The sequence below is a fragment of the Rhodocytophaga aerolata genome (assembly GCF_030503435.1).
GTDB lineage: Bacteria > Bacteroidota > Bacteroidia > Cytophagales > 172606-1 > Rhodocytophaga > Rhodocytophaga aerolata.
Map to the genome: position 1 here is coordinate 226423 of NZ_JAUKPO010000008.1, position 24416 is coordinate 250838.

Sequence of the window (24416 nt, forward strand, 5' to 3'; positions counted from 1 at the left end):
AAGGCAATGGCGTGGTTTACAATATTGCTAACACCCTACTGACCTGCAAGCAGATGAATACACCCTTTGACGTAAACCAGAAAACAAGCTCTGTACATCCTGGTAAGGCACATGATATGCAATGGCGGCTAAAAGCTATTTTTGGCGGGGCTATTGGGAATCTGGTAGAATGGTACGACTGGTATGCTTACTCCGCTTTTTCCTTATACTTTGCTGCCTCATTTTTTCCAAAAGGCGATCTTACGGCGCAGTTATTAAACACGGCAGGAATTTTCGCTGTTGGCTTTCTGATGCGACCGGTAGGCGGCTGGCTGTTTGGCCGCTTAGCCGATAGAAGTGGCCGCAAAAAAGCCATGACTTCCTCAGTGTTGCTAATGTCATTTGGCTCTTTGCTGATTGCCCTTACGCCTACCTACGCCAGTATAGGCATTGCTGCCCCAGTATTATTGCTCGTAGCCCGGTTGTTGCAAGGATTAAGTGTAGGAGGAGAATATGGTACTTCCGCAACTTATCTAAGCGAAATCGCTACACCGGCAAGACGCGGCTTTTATTCCAGCTTTCAGTATGTAACGTTAATTGGCGGACAACTCCTGGCACTGGGTTTACAATTAATTTTGCAAAAAGTATTGCTTACATCTGAACAACTGCATGACTGGGGTTGGCGCATTCCTTTTTTTATCGGTGCATTACTATCAGTCGTAGCCCTGTATCTGCGGAGCAAACTTAAGGAAACAGAAAATTTCCAGAAGGCCAGTCAAACCCATACAAACAGAGGTTCTTTGCAGGAATTATTCCGGCATCCGAAAGCTATTGCTACGGTGATAGGATTAACATTGGGAGGAACTATTGCTTTTTATACCTATTCTACTTATATGCAGAAATTCCTGGTCAATACGGTACAATTAACCAAAGATGAATCTACCTTACTCACCTTTCTTTCGTTAGCCGTATTTGCCTTGTTGCAACCTGTGTTTGGCTTACTATCCGATGTAATTGGCCGCCGGTATTTACTAATGGGATTTGGCATTTTGGGTACCCTTTTCACTGTTCCTTTATTAACTTCTCTAAGCCAGGCTAGCAGCCAGCTGGAAATACTGGGATTACTCATCACAGCATTACTTATTGTAAGTGGATACACGTCCATTAATGCAGTAGTAAAGGCGGAGCTTTTCCCGGCAGAAGTACGGGCTTTGGGTGTAGGCTTACCCTATGCCCTGACGGTAGCTATTTTTGGAGGGTCCGCAGAATACATTGCCCTGTATCTGAAAAGCATCGGCCATGAAAACTGGTATTATTACTTTGTGACAGTTTGTATTTTTACTTCGCTCATCGTGTATGTTAGCATGAAAGATACCAAGTATACCTCCCTGATTGAGAAAGAATAGCTTCAGACGGGGATTACTTTGTGGCAGACAGTTCCAATACAGTAATGGAAGTAGCAGGTAACTGAATAGCCAAGGAAGGACGATTACTTTCAATACTTTCTTTCTGTATCCATGCCGGAAAAAGATCTCCCGGGCCTTTTCCACTATATTCCCATCTTTTCCCACTAAAGCTCGCTGCATAGTTTAGCAGAGAAACAGTTGCTTGCTGAGGCTTTATATCTTTATTGATCAGAAAAACATGGAGTTTCCCAGTTGCAGGGTCTTGGCTGGCGAATGTACGGATAACTTTGGTACTGGTAGTATGTATCATTTTTGGCAACAGATAATTGCCCCAGATGCCAAGGACTTTTCCGCCCGGTGTCAGGTTGGCATACTTTGTTAGGGCATCATTTACCTCATGATCTAGGGTGTTTTTTGCCCATCTGGTAGTCCAGAAGTTGGTAGAGACGATAATGGGAGTAGTAAGGTGTTCCCCTAGCATTTCAAATGAAAATAAAGCATGCCCCAGATCATTCGTATTTTTCCAGGCGCCAGACCAGTCTATGGCATTAAACTCTGTAACGAAAATTTTGATACGTTCTTTATCTTCAGCAGGTGTATACTTAGCAAGAGCATTGGTAGCTATGTTGACTACTCTCATAAAGTTGGGCTGGTGGGTACGGTAGTATTCATAGCCGCCAGTGTAGTTCCAGGCCGGATAGTTACTGAGGCCCAGGTAATCAATATAGGCAGCGGCCTGTGGCAGTACGGTTGCCCACCACCCCTCTTCCTCCCCATTGGCTATGATCTTAATACCAGGATCAATCTTTTTCATCCGGCTGGCAAATTCAATGACATCGTCCCGGTATTGTTCTGCCGTAGCGCAGCCATTATATTCGCAATTCTTAAAACTTTCATTGCCGATCATCCAGTATTTTACGCCGTATTTCTTTATCACATTTGCATAGCGTACCCATTCTTCTGCATTTTTAAGCAATTGTTCTCTTGTTGGTATACTGGCTTGCTGAGTAGCTGCTTTTTTATACATCCCATCATAGGCTACTACTAGTATTGGTTCGGCTCCAATGGCTTTACTTACTTCCATAAACTCATCAAAATCCAATGCAGTCGGTTTCAATGTTCGATGGTCTGTTTTGGTAAAACGGGCATCACCGGAAGGCCATTCCATGGGACCAGGCCTGGCTACTACTGGTGAAGATTTAGTCCAGGGAGCCACAGACCACAAGTAGTTGTCTGATTTCTCACCACCAGGGTATCTTAAAAACCGCACACACATGCTTTGTAAGGCGGCTTTCGTACTGGTTATCTGAGAAGGTCCAAAAAAAGTGCCGTCCATCAGATAATTCATATTGATTCCTATTGGACTATCCGCCACATCATTCAGAACCTGATGGGCATCTACCTTTACTATTTCCTGCGCCCAGGCCTGCTGGCAAGTGAGTGAACATAGCCACAAAAGCAGGCATAGCTGACCTATATATTTCAAATCTCGCATACAATAACTGGAAGAGGCAATACAAATCCCCTGTACCTGGAAGATAGGTAAGAATTGGAAACTTTTTAAGTTTCTGCCCCTTACTCCATGTAATATATGCGCAATCCTGTGGGCACGGTACAGATCACCAGCAACACCCAATAAAAGCAAAAACCCCAGAAACTGGGGTTGGTTATATAGGTTCAGGTAAAATAAGCTTTATTATACTTTCATGATCTTTAGCCGCTGGTATAACTCATGCACTTGTTCTTCCAGGCCGGGCTGGCTAGGGCAAATGAGCAGCATATATTCCAAAACCCGCAAAGCTTCTTTGTAATCATTGTTGGCCAAATAGATTGAGGCCAGGCCAGAGAGCGCCCCAAAATGACGTTTTTCTATAGATAATGTCCTGAAAATATCTTGCAGGGAGGCATCATAGTCGCCGTTCAAATAATAGGCCGTGGCCCGTTTGTTCCAGCCTTCTACGTATTCAGGCATTCGTTCTGTAACTTTTGTAAAAATAGCAATGGCTTTGGTGTATTCACCATCCGATACAGCCTTGCTGCCCTGCTGCATCCAGCCGTTTACTTCTATTTCACCACTATCCATCCACACATTCCATATTTTTGCCTGAATCTGCTGCACTTCTGTTCCGCTTTTGGCGGTTGCCAGCTGATCAAACAACATATTTAATTCACTTCTGCTTGAGACTAATTTTGCAGAAATAGGTAATATTTCCCGCGTAGAAGAGGTGATGTTTGCCGGTTTGCATAAAGAAACCAATAATACCAGGCCTGGCAAGATAAGCAGACACATTACTAACCTGTATAATACAAATCTTCTCATAATCCAACTGTTATAGTAATCCAACATTTTTCAAGGCTGTAAAGGGGTACCCGGTTCCTGTATCGGCGGAACATAAGGGTCAGGAACTTGAGGGGTAGACGGTTCCTGCACTGGTGGTGTTTCCGGCTCACGCGGAGGTGAATAGGGTTCTGGTACCGGCGAGTTTGGAATGGGTTCCTGTGTCGGTGGAATTTCCGGATTCTGGCCTGGGTTAGGCGGATATATCATTTCTAGCATATAGAGTTTCAGATTATAGTATTGCCGTATGGGGCAAGCACAAACCCGCGTTAAGCCGGTCTGTTTTAAGGCCATACAACCTATGGACACTTACGTGAAGCCCATAATAAAGTTTTGTCTTTATCCTGGATGCATCTGTCCTTAAACCAGAGCTTTGTAAAAAATAGTCAGCCTGCTTGGACCCACACCAAAAGTAGCTTTTCAGGTAGTTTTCCAAAGATCCGGCAGGTGCCGGAGGCATAATCTCGCTTTATTTATTTCTATTCCTTCTATTATTTGTTATATTGACGCGCATTGCCGCAAGGACAGTGATTAACTAAACTTCTACAATTAATTTTTCCGATTTCTATGTCTACGATTACCCGTAAAGAATTTTTACAACGCTCCGGGGCCGGCGTATTGGGAAGCACGCTGCTCTCTGGCTTCTCCCCTTCGCTTGCTTCTTCCAACGCTGTACAGGATAAACTGAATCTGGGTATGGCTTCTTATACCTTACGTAAGTTTACCCTGGACGAAGTAATAGCTATCTGCAAAAAACTTGAGTTAAAACATGTGGCGTTGAAAGATTTCCATTTGCCGTTAAGTTTAACTCAGGAGCAACTAAAAGCCCGGGTAGCCCAGGTACGGGAAGCAGGCCTTGATCTGTATGGGGGTGGGGTAATTTACATGAAAACCGAAGACGAAGTAAGCAAGGCGTTTGACTACGCCCGGCAGGCCGGATTTAAAATGATTGTTGGCGTACCGTCTCATAACCTGTTGAGCCTGGCCGAGCAAAAAGTGAAAGAAACCAATATTATGCTGGCTATTCACAACCATGGCCCAGGCGATGAAGTATACCCCAGCCCTGAATCGGTTTATGAAAAAATAAAAGATCTGGATAACCGGATTGGCCTGTGTATAGATATTGGGCATACCCAGCGCATTGGGCAAGACCCAGCAAAAATGGCTGCCAAATATGCGAATCGCCTCTACGATATTCATATAAAAGATGTAACAGGCTCTACCGGCAAAGATACCCCTTTGGAAATTGGCCGGGGAGTTATAAATATACCTGCTTTTCTAAAGGCACTGGTAAAAGCAAAATACAAACATGTTGTATCCCTGGAATACGAGAAAGATGGTGATGATCCGGTACCGGGCTCTGCAGAATCAGTTGGCTATATCCGGGGTGTATTGAAAGTACTTTAGAATACATATAGAACTTAACCAGTGGCTGGGAAAACTAAAGCTTATCTTATTTCCGGCCATTGGTTATCAACTTCTGGGCTTCACTTTTTGTACTTCTGCAAAAGCCATGAATCAAGAGTTAACTTTACTATTTGACGAAGACCAGCAGGAATGCCTCAATCAGCCTCCAGATAGTACGCCTGAACATAAAGCAATGCGGATGCGGATAAAAGCACGGATAGCAAAGGTTCAAGCTATTATAGAATCGGCAACACGTTTATCAGGGGAAGATTATTTTTATGCTTGTATTATTTTTCTGCATGGAGACTGTCCGGAAGATTTCTGGCAAGCCTATACCTGTGCCCTAAAAAGTGTAGAACTACAGTATGCACCTGCCCGAAAACTGGCTGCAGCAGCTTACGACCGGTGGCTGATGTATCAGGGCAAGCCGCAAAAGTACGGACTCCAGTATGTGCCGGATGGAACCAGATTAAGAGTATGGGATGTAGACCCGCAAACAACCGATGCCGAAAGAGCCGACTGGGATGTGCCACCCCTAGAAGAACTCTACGAACACGCCCAACAGCTGACAAAAACCTACGATTTGTCAAAAATAGACATGCATAATAAGCCTCAATGGTTGAAGGATGCTATAAAAAGGTGGCAAGCAGAAGAAAATAGCTATACCAATAAAAATCACTGAATAACTATCTGGTAAGAATTGAATAAGAGGCAAATGTATAAAAGAAAAAGTTCTACGTTTCGTTCTGGAAAGCCTGGCATAAAACAGTGAATTTTCAGTTCATGCAGTCTTTACTTTGCCTGCAAAATCAACGTCATATATTGAAGCAATGGCTGATAATAGTATAGTAGTCGCTGCTGTATAAATCGAGGCACCACTGATAGAGTTCCAGTACTTCCGTATCAGCAAGGTTTTCAATGGCTTTTAGTAGTTCTTTTTCAAATAAGCTTTTATCAAAGCTAACTTTTTCAAGAATGTATTTACTGTACTCCAAATAAGTAGTTTTCAATAGAAGTAAATGTTTAGTAAGTAACCCATAACCAGACGATGTGCAACGAATAAAGGCATAAGAAGCAGAGACTTTTTTAGCTTTTGATCAGCCATTGCCCTAGAAATCCAACATACAGTATGTGAAAGAACCGCCAAGTAGCTCGGCGGTTCTTTTCTACTATAACTCTACAGCTAATACAGCATGCACAGGAATAATATACCCTCCTGTAACCTGCATATAATCTTCAAGCACTGACCATACTACTGATTCTACTTGTTGAATTTCTCCGTCATCTGCCTGATAAACTATGTTTACTGGCTGATGGAAAAGGTTTCCTAAACATTGCGCTTTGCTCAACAAATACTGGCGGTTTTCCCGGGCTTGCTGTTCAGCTAAGGCGTCTTTTTTGCTAAAATGGATATGACCTATGGAATTCATTGACATATTTTTAATACCTATCATGGCAATACAATTTTATTTGGGTGAGAATAATAAAAGATGGGCTGCTAATAAAAATTAGCAGGTAAGCGTAGCAGAAAGATAGTACAAGTCTAATTCAGCAAAACTCTGTACAATAAATAGAGGGGGCAACGTTGATGGAGGTATGGGCTTATCTGGAATAAGCTGTTCTTTTTGCCGGATATGAATATAATATAATCCAGGCAATACGAAGTATACAGTAAATTCTTAAGTGATGGATCTGTTGATTTAAGCGTTAATCCGGGAGCAGAAAGTTGATTATCGCGCGTAAATTCTACAGGGGTAGAGGGGTAGCAGGGTAATTCAAAACTTAGCTTATTTTGTTGGCTGATGTTTTGGTGTTTTACCGCAGATACAAAGGTATGAGCCGTTAAATTTACATTGAACGTATATCCTACTATCAGAGCCAGCAGGCCAGATATAAACCAATATTTGATTGGCGGACAACTATTCATAGCAGTAGACCTTTAGCATAACAACTTTACCAGAAGATTTCTCACCATACCTGGCATCCTTAAATGTACCAAACAATCATTAATAAAGCATTAAAATCATATTAAAAAGCAATTAAATAGAACCGGATTTTTCTCAACTGAAGTTTATACTCAAGCTGCTAGCTTTAAACTAATCCACCAGAAAGTGCATATAGATAAAACAAAGCAGAAAGGCACTAGCAATAATATACCGAGGTACTCATTGGCATCACTCACCCGATTGGCTAAAAATGGGTAACTAGGTAATTTTGCAGACGATGGCAATTAGACGGATGCAGGCGCAGGTATGCATACTTGTATGCTCAACACTAAATTTTTTATATAAAAACAGGCGACACCTAAGTACCAGACTCTTTTATCAGTATTTATATTTTTCTACAGAAATACACAATTTCTCCTTCGGGAAGGGCATATTTTGTTACTACCTGTTTTTCCAGCTCTTTTACAAAGGTATCGGCTTTCACCTGGAAACCAGCTTTTTCTAACCTATCTTTATAATCCAGGCCATATAGGCGTACATGGTCTTTCTGCCAGTAATATTTTTCACGGTCTGCTTCGGAGGTAATGGAAGGATCTTCGAGTGTAGTAGCCCTGGTAACATCCATTGGCGATTGTACAATAGCCCAGCCATTCGGCTTTAGTACGCGGTGTAATTCACGCATGGCCTGAATATCATTATCCACATGTTCCATTACGTGGTTACAAAAGGCTACATCAAAAGTATTGGCTTCAAAAGGAATGGCATGAATATCCATTTTTACTTTGGCCAAAGGGGACTCAATATCTGCCGTAATATATTCCAGATTTTTCATGGCCTCGAAACGGTCTATAAAACAATGTTCCGGAGCCACATGCAATACTTTTAGAGGATCTTTAAAGAAATTCGTTTTTTTCTGCAAATACAGCCACATCAGCCGGTGCCGTTCCAGGGCAAGGCAATTGGGGCAAAGCGCATTATTACGGGGATTTGTACGCCCATAGGGCATAAATTTACTAAACTGGCTATGGCATACCGGACATTCCACGGCGTTTCCCTTATAAAAAACAGCTATTGCTTTGAGGGCAACATGACTAACCAGCTGAAGGTATTTCCGCGGCACATGCCGGATAACAAAACTTATTATCTGCTTCATTTAGAGGATGCGTAATTGAGTGAATGAGTGCTCTGCACACTCTTCCAATAGGGTAGTTTCATGAAGTAAGCATTCCAGACAGCATTTGTAAAGATTTCCAAATTTTGTTTGCTTTCTACTGACAGCATGCCTTCCTAACTGAAAATAATTTTATACCATCAGCAAAACCCGAATTATTCTATCACCTTACCTAGTTGTTGTCTCTCGTGTTCACTTAATTTCTTGTAGCGGCAAAGATAAACATAAAAAAAATATACTATAGAGCCGTTCGAGTATTAACTATTTTAGATTATATTTAATATTTCAAGCTTTTAACTAAACCTATCTACCTAACCCACCTCCTATGAAAAGCAAAATCTTATATGTACTTATAGGGCTTATTGTAGTCCTGGCAGCCGCTTGGTTTGTTTTACGTCCTGGCAGTAAAGCAGATGCAGATATGCTCGTACCGGTGAAGAAAGGGGAATTTGAGATTCTGGTAAGTGCTTCCGGCGAATTAGAGGCAAAAAATTCTGTACGCATTACTGGTCCATCTTCTTTGCAAGCCATCCAGATATGGCAGGTAAAAATTTCAGATCTGGTAGCTGAGGGAACGGCTGTAAAAAAAGGAGATTATATTGCTTTACTGGACAAAACTGAAATTGGAAATAAACTCAGAGAACGGGAAACCGAACTTCAGAAAGAAGAATCGAGGTTTGTACAAACCCAACTAGATACTACCCTTACCTTACGGGCTGCACGCGACGAATTAACAAACCTGGCATTTACGGTAAAAGAAAAAGAAATAGTGCTGGAACAATCTAAATACGAACCGCCAGCCACTATCCGCCAGGCTGAAATAGATATGCAGAAAGCCAAACGAAGCTACGAACAAGCCAAAGAAAATTACCGCATTAAGAAAAACCAGGCAGCTGCCAAAATGCAGGAAGTAGCCGTATTGGTAGACCAGAATAAGAGCCGCGTACAACAGATTACCGATATTATGAAGGAGTTTACCATCAATGCTCCTGAAAGCGGCATGGTAATTTACCAGAGAGAATGGAATGGCCGGAAAAAAACAGTAGGATCTACCATACAACCCTGGGACCCCACCGTAGCCACGCTGCCCGACCTGTCGGTTATGCTTTCCAAAACTTATGTAAATGAAGTAGATATACGGAAAATTAAAAAAGACCAGATTGTGCGGATTGGCCTGGATGCTTTCCCCGAGAAAAAACTTAGCGGCAAAGTTATCTCTGTAGCCAACGTAGGTGAACAAATGCCTAATTCCGATTCCAAAGTGTTTGAGGTCAATATTCAGGTAAACGAAAGTGATACTACCCTCCGCCCAGCCATGACTACCAGTAACAACATTGTGGCTAATAAGCTAAAAGATGTGCTGTTTGCTCCCCTGGAATGCTTGCACAGTCAGGGAGATAGCCTTACCTATGTATTCAAAAAAAGCGGAGCGAGTATAGTTAAACAACAAGTAAAAATCGGGCAAACCAACGATAATGAGGCTGTCATTATAGAAGGTGTAAAAGAAGGCGACGACTTATACCTGTCTGTGCCAAAAAATGCAGAAAGCAAACAACTCGTCTTGTTACCTGCATCCCCGGCTGCCCCTGCCATTACTTCCAGAGAGTAACAGCTTTGCTACCAATTTCAGGACAGTGTATAGGAAGTCTGCAACAGAACTCCTGAAATTCCATTAGGGTCTCTATTAAATTTATTACTGGCGGGGGAAATTCGTGAGGAACAAGCGTTTTACCCGCTATTTTGGAACCTGCACATTCGCACATCAACCATCAGCACAACACTCAATGCTTACCAAATATTTCGTAAATCTTGGAATTGCTTTTGAAGCGATACAAGCCAATAAGTTGCGTTCTACCTTAACTGCCTTAGGTATTATATTCGGAGTAGCCGCTGTTATTTCTATGCTTGCGGTAGGCAATGGCGCCCAGCAGGAAATTCTTGAACAGATAAAACTGGTAGGGGTAAACAATGTAGTAATTACCCCCATTGTCGAGCAGAAAGAGGAAAAAGTAGAAGCAGAAGAGGGAAAAAAGGAAAAGAAAACCTATTCTCCGGGCCTGACACTGGCCGATGCCCAAAGCATAAAAGCACATATCCCAGGTATTAGCAAAGTAAGTCCGGAAATTCTGCTGGAAACCAATATTATCAAAAATGGTGTCAGGCGGTCTGCCAAGCTGGTAGGCGTAGAACCTACCTACTTTGATATAGGCAATTTTTCATTAAAAAGCGGCAAAATGTTTAATGATCACCAGCTATCGCATGGGGAGCAAGTATGCATTATTGGCAAAGGAATTCAGACCAGATTTTTTACCAAAGAAGAACCACTGGGCAAATACATTAAATGCGGCAAACACTGGCTGAAAATTATCGGCGTGCTGGACGAACGGCTGATCTCTGAAAACTCGGTATCTAAACTAGGCATCCGCGACTATAATATGGATGTATATGTACCGCTGAAAACTGTGCTGATGCGGTATACTAACCGGTCGTTGCTTACCGAAGCTATGATTCAGCGGGCAGCTAATGAAAATCAACAAAATGAGGGAGAACAAAACAAAGAAGCAAAAAACTACCACCAGATAGACCGCATGGTGGTGCAAGTAAACGAAACTGAGTTTCTCACGCCAAGCTCTGAGGTTATATCCCGGATGCTGCAGCGTCGGCACAACAACATGATCGATTATGAAATAAGCATTCCTGAACTACTGCTCAAACAACAGCAGCGCACAAAAGATATTTTTAACATTGTGCTAGGGGCTATCGCCGGTATTTCGCTACTGGTAGGCGGCATTGGCATTATGAACATTATGCTGGCCTCCGTGCTGGAACGGATTAAAGAAATTGGCTTGCGTTTATCTATTGGGGCTAAAAAACAAGATATTATTCTTCAATTCCTGATGGAATCTACCATGATCAGCCTAACTGGCGGGTTAATTGGCGTGTTTTTAGGAATTTCTATTGCTATTCTGATCTCTCATATAGCCAACATTCCGACCATTATCTCTCCGATGTCTATTGTCATTTCTTTTGGTATTTCTTCGTTTGTTGGCCTGGTATTCGGCATTGCACCTGCCAGGCGGGCTGCTAATCAAAACCCTATAACCTCTCTCCGGTATGAATAAATGTATTTTTCTTTTCTTTGTTCTTCTTTTAACTAGTGCAGGAAGCATACAAGCCCAGGAAGTAGACACCCTAAAACCGCCGGTGGTACTAACCCTGGAAGATGTTATTGACCTGGCCAAAAGGCAGTCTCCCTCCTATTATCAGGCCTCTAATAATAAAGAGCTAAGTTACTGGCAGTGGCGGACCTACAAATCCGATTATATGCCTCAACTATTTCTGTTTGGAACACTACCTAATTACGAAAAAGCATATAATCCTATTTTGCAGCCAGATGGAAGCTATGATGCCAGACTTCAGCATTATGCTAACTCAGATGTAGGTTTATCGCTGCAGCAGAATGTAGGGGCTACAGGCGGGCGTTTTTTTGCTACTTCCCGGCTTAACCGCATTGATAATTTTAACGATGGCCGCACTATTAACTACAATTCCCGGCCCTTTCTGGTAGGGTATCAGCAACCGCTTTTCCAGTTTAATGCCTTACAGTGGAACAGAAGAATAGAACCTTTGAAGTTTGAAGAATCCAAGCGGTTATATCTGGAAGATTTGGAAGAAATTGCTGTGATAGCTACCGACCGGTTTTTTAGTTTATTACTGGAACAAATTAATTTGGAGATTGCTCTTAAGAACCAGGCGAATAACGACACTATTTATAAAATAGCCCAGGGCCGGTATAATCTGGGTAAGATAGCCGAAGATGAATTGCTGCAACTGGAGCTTACGGCTATGAATTCTGACCAGGCTGTTTCCCAGGCAAAGCTTAACCTGGAAACATCTACCCTGCGGCTGAAAATTTTTATTGGAGTTACAGATAATCAACCCATCCAGTTAGTGAGACCTGATTCTATCCCCACCTTTGAAGTAGACGAAAGCGAAGCTATTGAAGAAGCGAATAAGAACCGGCAAGCGGTTATTGGTTTTAAAAGAAGGTTACTGGAAGCAGAACGGGATGTTGCCAAAGCAAAAGGAGATAACGGCTTGAATGCAGATATTGTAGCTACCTATGGTACCACTGGCGCATCGCTGACGCAAGTAGGCGATTCCTATGCAAACACGGTTCCGCAACAAACCTTACAGGTTGGATTTAATATACCCATTATGGACTGGGGACGCAGCCGGTCCAGACGTAAAGTAGCCATGGCTAACCTGGATGTTACGAAAAACATTGTTGGCCAGGATGTGCTCAACTTTGAACAGGAAATTTATACCCAGGTACGCAACTACCGGATGTTAAAAGACCAGTTGAAAATAACACGTAAATCAGATGAAGTGGCCCAGAAAAGGTATGATATCTCCAAAAACAGGTACCTGATCGGGAAGATAGACATTACAAATCTAAATATTGCCTTGCAGGAAAAAGACAAAGCCAAACGTGATTATGTCGCCTCTCTACGAAGTTTTTGGATGGCTCATTACAACCTTCGTCAGCTAACTTTATATGATTTTGAAACCAATCAAGCGATTAGTTCTCCCGATAAATAAACTCAAGGAGACAACTGCTAACACAACAAAAAAGCCGGCCTTTACTAGCCGGCTTTTCTGCTTAAACCACTGTAGCAAGCGCTAGCGTTTACTACGCTTTCTGGGTTCTTTGTGTCCAGGCCGTTTTCCATCCGCTTTTTGGGCTTTACTTTGCTTATATTTTTCTACCTGTTCAGGGGTTAGAATAGCCTCGTATTCCTTTTCTGTTTCCGTAGCAATAGCTTTTGCTTCCTGGCGGAATGTCTGGTTTTCTGCTGCCTGCTTTTCACGCATAGCCTTCATTTTTTCTGCCTGCTTCAGGTGTATTTCTTTAAGCTTTGCTGCTTGTTCTGGAGTTAAGGCTAACTCGCCTACCATTTTGTTAGTCCGGATTTCTACCCGTTCTTCCATGGTTTTTCTTTCTCCTCTGGCTTGTGCAGTGCCATCCTGGGCAAACGAATAACCCCAGGATACCATTATTATAAATACAATAACACTAAATTTTTTCATGATTGTACAATTGTTTACTACACACATCGAATGGCCATTTCGTGTATATAGGTGATGAAAATTAAAATCTATCTGTTAGAGAGCAGGAAAGAGAGAAGGTTTAATGGCATGGAGATTTTTTTTTGGGCAAGGGCTACAAACAAAAAGAGACTGCCTGATTAGCAGTCTCTTCAGAAAATCTATTTATCTATTTTTTTTATTCCATGCGTTCAATTACCGCACCCAGTTTTTGCAGACGGGTGTCAATATGCTGATAGCCGCGGTCTATTTGCTCTGCATTATCAATTATGCTGGTACCAGTAGCAGAAAGAGCAGCAATAAGCATAGATACACCGGCACGAATATCCGGAGAGGTCATACGCATTCCCCGCAAAGGCACACTTCTGTTCAAGCCGATAACAGTTGCCCTATGTGGATCGCAGAGAATGATCTGGGCACCCATTTCCATCAGTTTATCTACAAAGAACAGGCGGCTTTCAAACATTTTCTGATGAATAAGTACGGTACCTTTGGCTTGGGTTGCTGTAACCAGCACAATGCTGATTAAATCTGGCGTAAAACCTGGCCATGGCGCATCGGCTACAGTCATAATCGATCCATCAATAAACGTCTCTATTTCATAATGTTCCTGGGCTGGAATAAAAATATCATCACCTTTAATCTCCAGGTTGATGCCCAGTTTGCGGAAAACTTCCGGAATTAAGCCTAACTGATCTACTCTGGCATTTTTTATCGTAATTTCAGACTGGGTCATAGCAGCCATACCAATAAAGCTACCAATCTCAATCATATCGGGAAGCATGGTATGCTCAGTGCCTTTCAATATCTCTACTCCTTCAATCGTTAACAGGTTAGAGCCAATACCCTCAATTTTAGCTCCCATGCGGTTGAGCATTTTGCATAATTGCTGCAGGTAAGGCTCGCAGGCTGCATTGTAAATAGTAGTTTTACCTTTGGCTAATACGGCCGCCATTACTACGTTAGCCGTACCGGTAACAGAAGCCTCATCCAATAACATATAAGTGCCTTTCAGATTGCTGGCATCTATGTGGTAAAAACTGTCGTGTGAATCGTAAGTAAATTTAGCGCCCAGCTTCTCGAAACCCAGGAAGTGGGTATCTAACCGGCGGCGGCCAATTTTGTCGCCACCTGGTTTAGGTATTTTGCTTTTTCCAAAACGGGCTAATAAAGGACCCAGCACCATAATAGAACCACGCAAGGCAGCCGCTTTCTCCTTATAGGCCGGCGATTCCAGATATTCCAGATCAATGTTATTGGCCTGGAAGCGGTATGAGGAGGTGTTAAGCTTTTCCACTTTTACCCCCATGCTTGCCAGAAGTTCAATTAATTTATTAACATCCCGGATGTCTGGTACGTTATGGATGATTATAGGCTCGGCAGTTAATAATACTGCACAAAGTATTTGCAGGGCTTCATTTTTGGCACCTTGTGGAATAATTTCTCCCTTGAGACGGTGGCCGCCTTGAATCTTGAATGAAAGCATAAAAGGTAAGCTGGGTAAATAGTTAATGGTTAATTAAAGATATATGTTATTCTGCATACAAAACTTTCAATTGTATACGCTTAATTAGTTAACCATGTAGTAAAAAAACAAAATTCAGGTAAAAACCCGGAAATGTAACCGAGCAAACAGCCTTTGCTCGGTGAAAAAGGTATAGTAATACACGGCTAACTTCCTGTTTTTCTTAGCTATGCATTGTTTTGCAACACCTATTTATTTAAAAAGCCGGAAGTACCTTACGCATACGTATTTTATAAAAAGAAAGTAACCATTTAGCGGTTACTTTCTTTTTTTATCCATTTTACGGTTGTTGTTTTTCTTGTTGGCATTGTTCCCGTAAGGCTTATTACGGTCGCCACCGCTGCCCCGGTTATCCCGGTTATCAGTACGTTCTTTGCCTGAGGCATCAAATAAACCTTCTGCTTTTACTTTCTCCAGACTGATCTCCAGCTTATTGTCTGAAAGTTCCCGCAGGTGTTCTACAATCAGGGCATCGTCTACATTCTCTTTGTTCCAGGTCGAATAGAAGCTTTTCATTAACCGCCCAATGTGTACAATGGCGGCAAAGCGTTCGTCCGGATTTTCCATCACAATTGCCTTTTCAATCATTAGTTCTACATTGCGGCCATAATGTTTGTAATGCAACTCATGTGTATTGTAGCCTACCCGCTTTGGTTTTTTGCCCAGCAATGTCTTTTCTGGCATGGGATAAGGGCTGTCCACTTCCAGGTTGAAACCCGATAGTATGTACAGGTCATCCCAGAGTTTGTTGGAATAGTCCTGGTTGTCGCGCATGTTTGGGTGAATCTGGCGCATAAGTTCCACCAGAAGTTGTGCATACTTCGTTCTCTTGTCTTTGTCTTGAATCGTGATGATATGATCTACGAGTTTCTGGACATTTCTACCGTACTCTTTCAATATAAGATCGTTTTGTTGTGTGTTATAAATAAATGCTTTCATGTGTAAATAATTTTGTTTTCTACGGCCACATGGAATGCTTCAATAATGCTTATGCTTATAAGATTTACTCTTTAAACATTTCATACCAGATTAATTCAATTAAAATGGTTTAACAAGCCTGTCAGATACTTGCCAGCATAGAAGAATTACGTTGTTCTCCATAGGTAGCAAGTAATCCGGCATATTTTATATACCAGAAATACGCTATACTAGTTATTTACGTTTTGTGAATCTAACTAATTTGTGTGAATCTTCAATTTTGCGAAGCTTAATAATAAAGTTTTTTCGCCAACTTTTTCAAAATCTATCCTGGCTTTCTTGTCGTTTCCCTGCACTTCTACATCTTTTACTATACCAAATCCAAATTTAGGATGTTCTACTTTCATTCCCCCGGTAAGTTGAGAAGTATCGCTTGGTACAAAATCCTGCGAGGGCGTGTGTAGGTTAGCAGGCACCACGGTAGGTTTCCGGGGTGTCATACTTTTTACCAGGGTAGCAGCCGCCGCCTCCCGGCCGTTCAATGACTTATCCATGCGGATAAAAGCCGGATCAATTTCATTCAGAAAGCGGCTGGGTTCGCAGGTTTTTAAGCGGCCAAACTTATACCGGGTTTCTGCAAAGGCTAGTGTCAGTTTTTTTTCTGCTCGGGTAATGGCCACATAAAACAACCGCCTTTCCTCTTCCAGATCCGCCCGGCTGGCTAGCATCATCTGCGAAGGAAACAAATCTTCCTCCATACCTACAATATATACATGCTTAAATTCCAGGCCCTTAGCCGCATGTATTGTCATTAACGTGATTTTGTCGGTATCGGTATCTTTTTCGTCGTCGGCACTGGTTAGTAGCGATACACTTTGCAGAAATGAACTCAGGGTTTTGTCTTCATTCTCCGGATTATCTACAAACTCTTTAATAGCGTTGAGTAATTCCTGCACGTTTTCGTAGCGGGCCAGGCCTTCTACCGTTTTATCTTCATGCAGGTCTTTCAGCAAACCGGAATTTTTGGCTACATGCGTAGCTGTTTCAAAAGCATCTTTCTGATTGGCAATTACTTTGAAGCTTTTGATCAGGGTAGAAAAATTATCAATGGGTGCCGCCAGCCTGCCAGGCATAAATTGCTGCACTTTGCTTACTACTTCCCATAAATTAATGTTATTCTCATCGGCAGTAACCACTATTTTAGCAACTGTACTCTCACCTATGCCACGCTTAGGCAGGTTAATAATGCGTTTAAATGCCTCTTCGTCGTTCTGGTTTACAGTAAACCGCAAATAGGCGATCAGGTCTTTAATTTCCTTCCGCTGGTAGAATGACACTCCACCAATAATCCGGTATTTGATATTACGCCGCCGCAAGGCTTCTTCAAAGGCACGTGACTGGGCATTGGTCCGGTAGAGAATAGCAAAATCACTGTTGCGGAGCGAATTGTTCATTTTCTCCTCAAAAATCGAATTGGCTATCAGGTTGCCTTCTTCATTATCCGATGAGGCTTTGATTAAATCAATCAGTGGGCCTTCTATATTCTCCGTCCAGACATTTTTGCGGAGCTGGGCTTTGTTTTTATTAATAACCGAATTGGCCGCTTTTACAATATTCTGGGTAGAGCGGTAATTTTGCTCCAGCTTAATTACTTTCAGATCCGGATAATCCTTCTCAAAGTTGAGAATATTTTGAATGTCGGCTCCACGGAATGCATAAATACTCTGTGCATCATCGCCTACCACACAAATATTCTGATGGACAGCGGCCAATTTGCGGGTAATGAGGTACTGCGAAATATTGGTATCCTGAAACTCATCTACCATTACATACTTAAACTTTTGCTGATATTTATTAAGCACCGCTACGTGGTCGCGGAAAAGCACATTGGTATTAAACAGCAGATCGTCGAAATCCATAGCATTAGATTTCCGCAGCCGGTCTTGATATATTTTATACAACCTGCCCATTTCCGGCATCCGGTTGGCCTCGTCATCCGCCTGGATAGTCGTATTCCGCAGGTATTCATTGACGGAAACCAGGCGGTTTTTGGCTCCGGAAATTCTGCCTAACACTCCGCCAACCCGGTATATTTTATCATCCAGGCTTAATTCCTTCAAAATAGACCGGATCAGGGATTTGGAGTCGTCCGTATCGTAAATGGAAAAGTCTCTGGAATAGCCAATTTTATCTGCTTCTATACGCAGGATACGGGCAAAAATAGAGTGAAACGTTCCCATCCACACATTTCTGGATTCGGTACCTACTACTTTCTCAATCCGCTGGCGCATTTCGGCGGCAGCTTTATTGGTAAAGGTTAGGGCCAGTATATTAAATGGGTCTACTCCATGGTAGATCAAATGGGCAATCCGGTAAGTAAGTACGCGTGTTTTACCTGAACCTGCGCCAGCGATAATCATTAAGGGGCCTTCTGTTTGCAGAACGGCTTCGCGCTGGGGTTCATTTAAGCCTTCTAAGTAGTCCATGCTGCTCTCTGTCTCTGTAAAATGAGGTGCAAGTTAACACTTAATCGGGAAGTATAGGATAGCTGTTGGGAAGAAAATTGCAGTCCACACCACGAAATCTGGTAGCGTTTCCGAAACTGCCAGATTTCGTAGAGAAGGCAAGCTAGTAGTACTCATTATACAGTTACAGTTCTCTTCTGTAGCTCTTCCATTGTCACTATTGGAATATCCTTGCTAGCTGCTTCTTTCAATGGCTTTTCAGTTGTTCTATTATACTGATAGCCATTGTCTGCCAGTGGCCATAACATAGGTGACAGGAAATATATGGTAGCTTTGAAACCTTGCACAATGGCTCCCAGGTTATCTGTACCTTTGGAATTATTGGCTTCATTTTCCATCTCAAAAGCTCCGGTAAATCCTTTTTCGTTGAGTGTATCTACAAAAGCCCGCCAGTCCATGCTGTCGGAGCCGCCAAAGCCGGGCATCATGGCTTCGTAGTTATGGCGGTCCCAGCTATGAGAAGGAATAGGTACGCCTGCTTGTTGTGCTAAGGCTGGGTTTACTGTCTGCATTGGGTACATGCTCCCCCAATAGGTACGCACTTGGTTTTGCAGATTACGGGTAGCTTTTACATGGATTCGGTGCAGCCGCTTCATATCAGTAGCCTGAATAACATCCACCGGATTGGTATGCTGCCATACATCGTGCGAAGGGTCATAGATTTCGCCATGGGCCTTACTGGGAATAAGCGTATACATCAGTTTACGGGCCGCCAGTACACCAGTCAGGTTATTAAAAGTACTGGTATACCCTTCAGGCCGCCAGCCTTCCATGGGGCAATTTTCATACAATAGGGTTACTCCCAGATCTTCGGCATATTGGATAATGGGTTTAAATACTTTTACATATTCATCCAGATTTTTCTGGAAACCGCCTTCTTGTACACCTAATTCATGGTTGTAGCCTACAAAGGTGCCCACTGTTACGCCATTTTCATTACCTCCCAGCAAGTGAGCCATCCGGATTAAACGCAGCAGATGGTCCTGATTTTTGCGCCTTTCTGCTGGGTCGCCTCCAATCAGATTTTCGAAAGCTCCAATAGATAATTTTAATCCAGCTTTGTTAAACGCTTCTATTACCTGGCGGGCACTTTCCAGGGTGAAGTTTTCATAATTTAGGTGGGTAGCTACGTGATCTTTGCGGGTACCATCGTGGCGGAACACACACAGGTCTATGCCTTGTGCACCCATTTCTTTGGTTTTTTCTATGATTTCGGGTAACTGTAGCTTTTTAAAAGCAGAACTCATTACCCAGATGGGGTTGTTCAGGGGTTGCATATGTATAAGGTGTTTATTTTACTATCGGTTTCCAATATAAAGGATATAATTTCACACGGATATACTATAGAAATATCTCTTATAACGGATCTACATCCGCTACGATGGTTACCTGGCGGAATTCTTTCTGCGTACATACCTCCTGCATTTCATTCCGGATCATCTCTTTTACGGCTTTCAGGTTAATGTTGTCCTTCTCAAGTTTAATAATAATATCTTTTAAATACTGGTTCCGGATGCGGTTTACCACAGGTGACTCTGGTCCAAGTACTCGATTCATCCCTAGTTTTTCTAATAAACGGCCAGCTAATACAGCAGCTGCTTTTTCGGCCAAGGTATGCTGCACATGCTTCACGGTGAGGCGGATCATGCGGCAAAAGGGCGGATAGTTATATTTTTTCCGGTCATGCATTTCCTTCTCATATAAGCCGGTATAATTTCCATCAATCACATTTTGCAAAAGAGGTTGTCCGGCATTAGCGGTCTGGATAATTACTTTACCCCGCTTATCGCGCCTGCCGGCCCGGCCGCTTACCTGGGTAATAAGTTGGAAAGCCCGTTCATGGGAGCGGAAATCCGGGAAGTTGATAATGCGGTCAGCATCGAAAATACCTACCAGGCTTACTCTTTCAAAATCCAGTCCTTTACTAACCATTTGTGTACCGATGAGTACATCAGTTTGCCCGGCTTCAAAGGCTTCAATAATTTGCTGATAGGCATTCTTCTTCCGCGTAGTATCCAGGTCCATGCGGCCCAGGCGGGAATGAGGTAGCAATAGTTGCAGTTCATCTTCTATTTTTTCGGTACCATAGCCCATGGTCAGAATTTTTGTAGAACCGCAGGCTGGGCAAACGGCCGGCGACTTTTCTGTATGTCCACAGTAATGGCAACGCAGTTCATGGTTATGCAAGTGATACGTCATGCTGACAGCACAATTCTGGCACTGAGCAATCCAGTTGCATTCTTCACAGGCAATATAGGGTGCATAGCCTCTCCTATTCTGAAATAAGATAGACTGCTGCCGGTTTTCCATGTTCTGCCGCAGTTCCTCAATCAGCACCGTAGAAAAATTGTTTTTGATCTTTTTCATCCGACGTTCCATGCGGGTATCAACCAGTACAATCTCTGGCAGCTGAGCTTCACCAAACCGTTTATCTAACTTTACAAACCCATACTTACTTGTTCTGGCATGATAGTATGACTCGAACGAAGGTGTAGCGGAACCCAGTAACACTTTGCCATATTGTTTTTTAGCCACCATCAACGCTACATCTCTGGCATTATACCTGGGAGCCGGATCATGCTGTTTATAGGATGTTTCGTGTTCTTCGTCTACGACAATCAGCCCTAAATTATCGAATGGCAGAAAGATGGCTGAACGCACGCCGATTACAAAGGAATATTGCCCATTCAGTACGCCTTTCCAGATTTCTACCCGTTCGTTATCCGAAAACTTGGAGTGATAGATGCCCATGCTGTCGCCGAATATTTTTCGAAGCCGGTTCACCATCTGGGTAGTCAGGGCAATTTCCGGTAGCAGGTATAATACTTGAGATCCGCTATCTAATACCTGCTTGATAAGTTCAATGTAAATTTCTGTTTTACCGCTGCCAGTGATGCCATGCAACAGCACTGTATCTTTTGTTTTAAACCACTGCAGGATCTCATCTGCTGCTTGCCGCTGCGTATCTGTCAGCTTCAGCTGGTAGTTTTCTACCGGACTCCCCTCTTCGAAGCGGGAAACAATTATTTCAAATTCTTCAACAATTTTATTCTTGATCAGCGTCTTCAGTGAAGAAGCAGAAGCATCGTCCTGGGTTAGCAAACTTTTATCTACGCCCTCTTTATTAACAACCGGATTGCTCAGCACAGGTACTAGTTGTAAGTACTTTAACAGAATATTGAGTTGCTTAGGCTTTTTGTCCAGTATCTGGAAGAGAGCTTGTAGATTGTCCCGTTGTTCATAGATCTCTAGCAGGCGTATTTTCTTTACAATCTTGGGCTTATACTTTTCCTTTACCTCTTCTATAATAATAATGGCTTGTTTGGCAATCAGGGACTTTACAATTTTATACAAATGCTTTTGCCCTACCAGACTTGCCGCCTCTTCATACGACAGGGATTGCTTTTTTTTAATGGTTTCCAACAACAAATGTTCCGTATCAGACAGAGGTATACTGCTATCAAAATCCGGATTATACTGCAAATGCGATTCACTGCTGATCTTCATGCCAGAGGGTAAAGCGGCATTCAATACTTCTCCTATACAGCACATGTAATAATCAGCCATCCAGGAAAACAGCTCCAACTGATGGCCGGTAACCATGGGGTGTTCGTCGAGCAGTTCCAGTAAGTATTTGGCAGGGTATTTTTCCGGAGGTGTTTGATGGATTTTGGCAATTACTGCCGTAAGCACACGGCTTTTCCCAAACTGTACAATTATCCTGGCACCCACCTTAACAAGTTCATTCAGCTCAAGCGGTACCCGGTATGTATATAAATTCGGCACTGATACAGGCAAAATCACATCGACAAATAGAGTAGTCCGGTTCTCGTCGGGGAGCAATGATACTTGTGGCAGATCTGTCATCATAGTTAGGTATGGCAATTTACAGAGAAAACCTGTACCACTAATGTTAAATTTTTTAACCCCTTCATACACTGTTAATTAAATTTATGCATGATAATTTGCTCTACCCAATGTGAAAGCGGGCAGCGTACAGATAAAATAAAAGCAAATTAAACAGTTGATTTTTAAAGCTTTACCTAATACATTTGTCTATATCTACAGGTTTATTGCTTTTTCCCTGTCACAATTAATACATATTACGACCCCTACCCCCATGAAACCACGTTCCCTCCTTTTCGCCTTAGTTCTCTACAGCTGCCTGGCTGCTTGTTCCATTAAAACAAGTATAGACGAGTCTGCACTTCCCGGCTTCAGTAGTATAACTTTTATCAGCTTACCTAGGCTAGCTGCTGAGTCTACAAAAGCTGCTTTACCTGGCAATTGGCCACCGGCAGATCCCGGAAATTTTTGCAGTTCACCAGTATCCTTTGCCAGACAAGTAACCGATACTGTGGGGCCCGTGCCTCCGCTATTCGATAAACTTGGTACTCTCCAACACACCATCAGTACACAATCTTCGCAGGCACAAACCTATTTTAATCAGGGATTGCGGCTTATTTACGGGTTTAATCATTACGAAGCTCACCGGTCATTCATGGAAGCTGCCCGGCTTGATCCTGGTTGTGCTATGGCCTACTGGGGACAAGCTTTAGCTCTGGCGCCTAATATCAACTCTCCTATAAATGAGGAAAGAAGTCAGATGGGGTACGAAGCTATTCAAAAAGCCTTGTCGCTGAAAGCAAAAGCCTCTGCCAAAGAGAAAGCCTATATAGAGGCAATGGCCAAACGTTTCAGCAATAATGCAGCTATACCACAAAGCCAGTTGGATTCTGCGTATGCTGTGGCCATGGGTAAACTGGCAGGAAAATATCCGAATGATCCGGATGCTGGTACTTTGTATGCCGATGCTTTAATGAACCGCAAACCCTGGGATTACTGGACTAAAGAAAGCCTGCCCAGACCGGGAATAGCACAAGCCATTACTACGCTGGAAGCTGTAATTAAACGGTTTCCTGACCATCCTGGTGCTCACCATCTATATATCCATGTGGTAGAGGCCTCTAACAATCCTGACCGGGCGGTACCTAGTGCTGACCGGCTGGCCGCATTAATGCCAGGCTCCGGGCATCTGGTACATATGCCTGCCCATATTTACTTGCGGGTGGGCCGCTATGCAGATGCCCGGCAGACCAATATCCGCGCAGTAGAAGTAGACGAAGAGTATATTTCACAGTATATGGCTCAGGGAGAATATCCAACGGGGTATTACCCACATAATATTCATTTTATATGGGCAGCAGCAGCTATGGAGGGAAACAGCCGGGTAGCCATTGAAATGGCCCGTAAAACAGCCTCCAGAGCTAACCCGGCTTTAATAGAAGAAATGCCTTTTCTACAGAATTTTCATGTCTTGCCCCTCTTCGCTTATTTACGGTTCGGCAAGTGGAATGAAATACTTACCGAACCATATCCGGGTAAAAAGTTAAAACATGCTGCTGCTATGTGGCATTATGCCAGAGGGATGGCTTATATAGCCAAAGGGCAGATAGGCCAGGCACAAAAGCAATTAGCTACTTTAGATTCTTTACGTAACGATACAACCTATAGCACTATATTCGCATCTCAAAATCCTACTTCTAGCTTGTTGCCTATTGCTTATAAAGTACTAGCCGGAGAGATAGCGGCCAAAAAGAAACAATACACAGAAGCAATTACATTACTAAAAGAGGCTGTGCAACTGGAAGACGATCTGAAGTATGATGAACCCCGCTCCTGGCCACAGCCTGTGCGGCATAGTTTGGGTGCCGTACTTTTGGATGCCGGCTTAGCTTCAGAAGCAGAAAAAGTATATTTGAAAGACCTGGAAATCCACCGGGAAAATGGCTGGTCGTTAGTAGGCTTACAACAAAGCTTGCATAAACAAGGTAAAGAAGCCGATGCTACTGCCTTAGAGCAACAAATTAAGCAGGCATGGAACGGAGCCGACGTTCAGTTAACAGCTTCCAGATTCTAGCAAATACCGGAAATATATTTCTCCTGTTCCTGATTGCTGGTAGAGCAGGTGAACGCTTGTCTCTCTTCAAGTATAATGATTGATTAGTTACTATTGCATTAGTAACACACACTTCTGCCTGTTTTGCTATTCCCCATAACTTGGCTGCTTGCCTTCTGTATAAGGTTTAGCT

At 42.8% G+C, this 24416-nt stretch carries 19 protein-coding genes; 7 read left to right on the top strand and 12 right to left on the bottom strand.

What is annotated here, in order from left to right:
* Window positions 1-53 precede the first annotated feature (53 nt).
* Window positions 54-1385 carry an MFS transporter gene (locus Q0590_RS16230; RefSeq protein WP_302038623.1) on the top strand — a complete coding sequence of 444 codons (1332 nt, stop codon included), beginning with the start codon at window positions 54-56 and terminating at the stop codon, window positions 1383-1385.
* A 13-nt stretch (window positions 1386-1398) separates the two neighbouring features.
* Here Q0590_RS16230 and Q0590_RS16235 read toward each other — a convergent pair whose 3' ends face one another.
* The 3 genes from Q0590_RS16235 to Q0590_RS16245 form a co-directional block, all read right to left on the bottom strand.
* Entirely contained in the window at window positions 1399-2880 is a 1482-nt protein-coding gene (locus Q0590_RS16235; protein WP_302038624.1) for an alpha-L-arabinofuranosidase family protein, read from the bottom strand.
* A gap of 201 nt (window positions 2881-3081) precedes the next feature.
* Window positions 3082-3705, bottom strand: a complete 624-nt coding sequence (locus tag Q0590_RS16240; RefSeq protein WP_302038625.1) for a tetratricopeptide repeat protein — start codon at window positions 3703-3705, stop codon at window positions 3082-3084.
* 30 nt (window positions 3706-3735) lie between these two features.
* Complete coding sequence (locus tag Q0590_RS16245) at window positions 3736-3942, bottom strand: hypothetical protein (protein WP_302038626.1); 207 nt, start codon at window positions 3940-3942, stop codon at window positions 3736-3738.
* A 348-nt stretch (window positions 3943-4290) separates the two neighbouring features.
* Here Q0590_RS16245 and Q0590_RS16250 point away from each other — a divergent pair, with 348 nt between their 5' ends.
* Window positions 4291-5130, top strand: a complete 840-nt coding sequence (locus Q0590_RS16250; RefSeq protein WP_302038627.1) for a sugar phosphate isomerase/epimerase family protein — start codon at window positions 4291-4293, stop codon at window positions 5128-5130.
* A 106-nt stretch (window positions 5131-5236) separates the two neighbouring features.
* The gene (locus Q0590_RS16255) at window positions 5237-5812 is read left to right on the top strand and encodes a hypothetical protein (protein ID WP_302038628.1); all 576 of its coding nucleotides are present in this window, start codon (window positions 5237-5239) and stop codon (window positions 5810-5812) included.
* A gap of 133 nt (window positions 5813-5945) precedes the next feature.
* Here the strand turns inward: Q0590_RS16255 and Q0590_RS16260 are convergent, their stop codons facing one another.
* From Q0590_RS16260 to Q0590_RS16270, 3 genes are all read right to left on the bottom strand, one after another.
* The gene (locus tag Q0590_RS16260) at window positions 5946-6140 is read right to left on the bottom strand and encodes a hypothetical protein (protein ID WP_302038629.1); all 195 of its coding nucleotides are present in this window, start codon (window positions 6138-6140) and stop codon (window positions 5946-5948) included.
* A 159-nt stretch (window positions 6141-6299) separates the two neighbouring features.
* Complete coding sequence (locus tag Q0590_RS16265; protein WP_302038630.1) at window positions 6300-6584, bottom strand: hypothetical protein; 285 nt, start codon at window positions 6582-6584, stop codon at window positions 6300-6302.
* Window positions 6585-7461: 877 nt separating this feature from the next.
* On the bottom strand, window positions 7462-8229 hold the full coding sequence (locus Q0590_RS16270; RefSeq protein ID WP_302038631.1) for a class I SAM-dependent methyltransferase: 768 nt from the start codon (window positions 8227-8229) through the stop codon (window positions 7462-7464).
* 343 nt (window positions 8230-8572) lie between these two features.
* Here Q0590_RS16270 and Q0590_RS16275 point away from each other — a divergent pair, with 343 nt between their 5' ends.
* From Q0590_RS16275 to Q0590_RS16285, 3 genes are all read left to right on the top strand, one after another.
* Entirely contained in the window at window positions 8573-9856 is a 1284-nt protein-coding gene (locus Q0590_RS16275; RefSeq protein ID WP_302038632.1) for an efflux RND transporter periplasmic adaptor subunit, read from the top strand.
* Between the two features lie 175 nt (window positions 9857-10031).
* Window positions 10032-11369: an ABC transporter permease gene (locus Q0590_RS16280; RefSeq protein WP_302038633.1), complete on the top strand. Its 1338-nt coding sequence runs from the start codon at window positions 10032-10034 to the stop codon at window positions 11367-11369.
* Window positions 11362-12849 (top strand): TolC family protein, encoded by a 1488-nt coding sequence (locus tag Q0590_RS16285; RefSeq protein ID WP_302038634.1) that lies wholly within the window; start codon window positions 11362-11364, stop codon window positions 12847-12849. The genes Q0590_RS16280 and Q0590_RS16285 overlap by 8 nt, the downstream gene beginning before the upstream one ends.
* Before the next feature lie 81 nt (window positions 12850-12930).
* On the opposite strand, the gene Q0590_RS16290 is transcribed toward Q0590_RS16285, so the two are convergent.
* The 6 genes from Q0590_RS16290 to priA form a co-directional block, all read right to left on the bottom strand.
* Window positions 12931-13338: a DUF4890 domain-containing protein gene (locus Q0590_RS16290; RefSeq protein WP_302038635.1), complete on the bottom strand. Its 408-nt coding sequence runs from the start codon at window positions 13336-13338 to the stop codon at window positions 12931-12933.
* A gap of 196 nt (window positions 13339-13534) precedes the next feature.
* Window positions 13535-14842 (bottom strand): UDP-N-acetylglucosamine 1-carboxyvinyltransferase, encoded by a 1308-nt coding sequence (murA, locus tag Q0590_RS16295; protein ID WP_302038636.1) that lies wholly within the window; start codon window positions 14840-14842, stop codon window positions 13535-13537.
* A gap of 297 nt (window positions 14843-15139) precedes the next feature.
* Complete coding sequence (locus Q0590_RS16300; RefSeq protein ID WP_302038637.1) at window positions 15140-15820, bottom strand: DUF4290 domain-containing protein; 681 nt, start codon at window positions 15818-15820, stop codon at window positions 15140-15142.
* Window positions 15821-16056: 236 nt separating this feature from the next.
* Entirely contained in the window at window positions 16057-18285 is a 2229-nt protein-coding gene (locus Q0590_RS16305; RefSeq protein WP_302038638.1) for an ATP-dependent helicase, read from the bottom strand.
* 155 nt (window positions 18286-18440) lie between these two features.
* Complete coding sequence (locus Q0590_RS16310) at window positions 18441-19601, bottom strand: sugar phosphate isomerase/epimerase family protein (RefSeq protein ID WP_366970447.1); 1161 nt, start codon at window positions 19599-19601, stop codon at window positions 18441-18443.
* A 79-nt stretch (window positions 19602-19680) separates the two neighbouring features.
* The gene (gene priA / locus Q0590_RS16315) at window positions 19681-22194 is read right to left on the bottom strand and encodes a replication restart helicase PriA (protein ID WP_302038639.1); all 2514 of its coding nucleotides are present in this window, start codon (window positions 22192-22194) and stop codon (window positions 19681-19683) included.
* A gap of 250 nt (window positions 22195-22444) precedes the next feature.
* Between priA and Q0590_RS16320 the strand changes: the two genes are divergently transcribed.
* Window positions 22445-24244 (top strand): tetratricopeptide repeat protein, encoded by a 1800-nt coding sequence (locus tag Q0590_RS16320; RefSeq protein ID WP_302038640.1) that lies wholly within the window; start codon window positions 22445-22447, stop codon window positions 24242-24244.
* The last annotated feature ends 172 nt before the right edge of the window (window positions 24245-24416 follow it).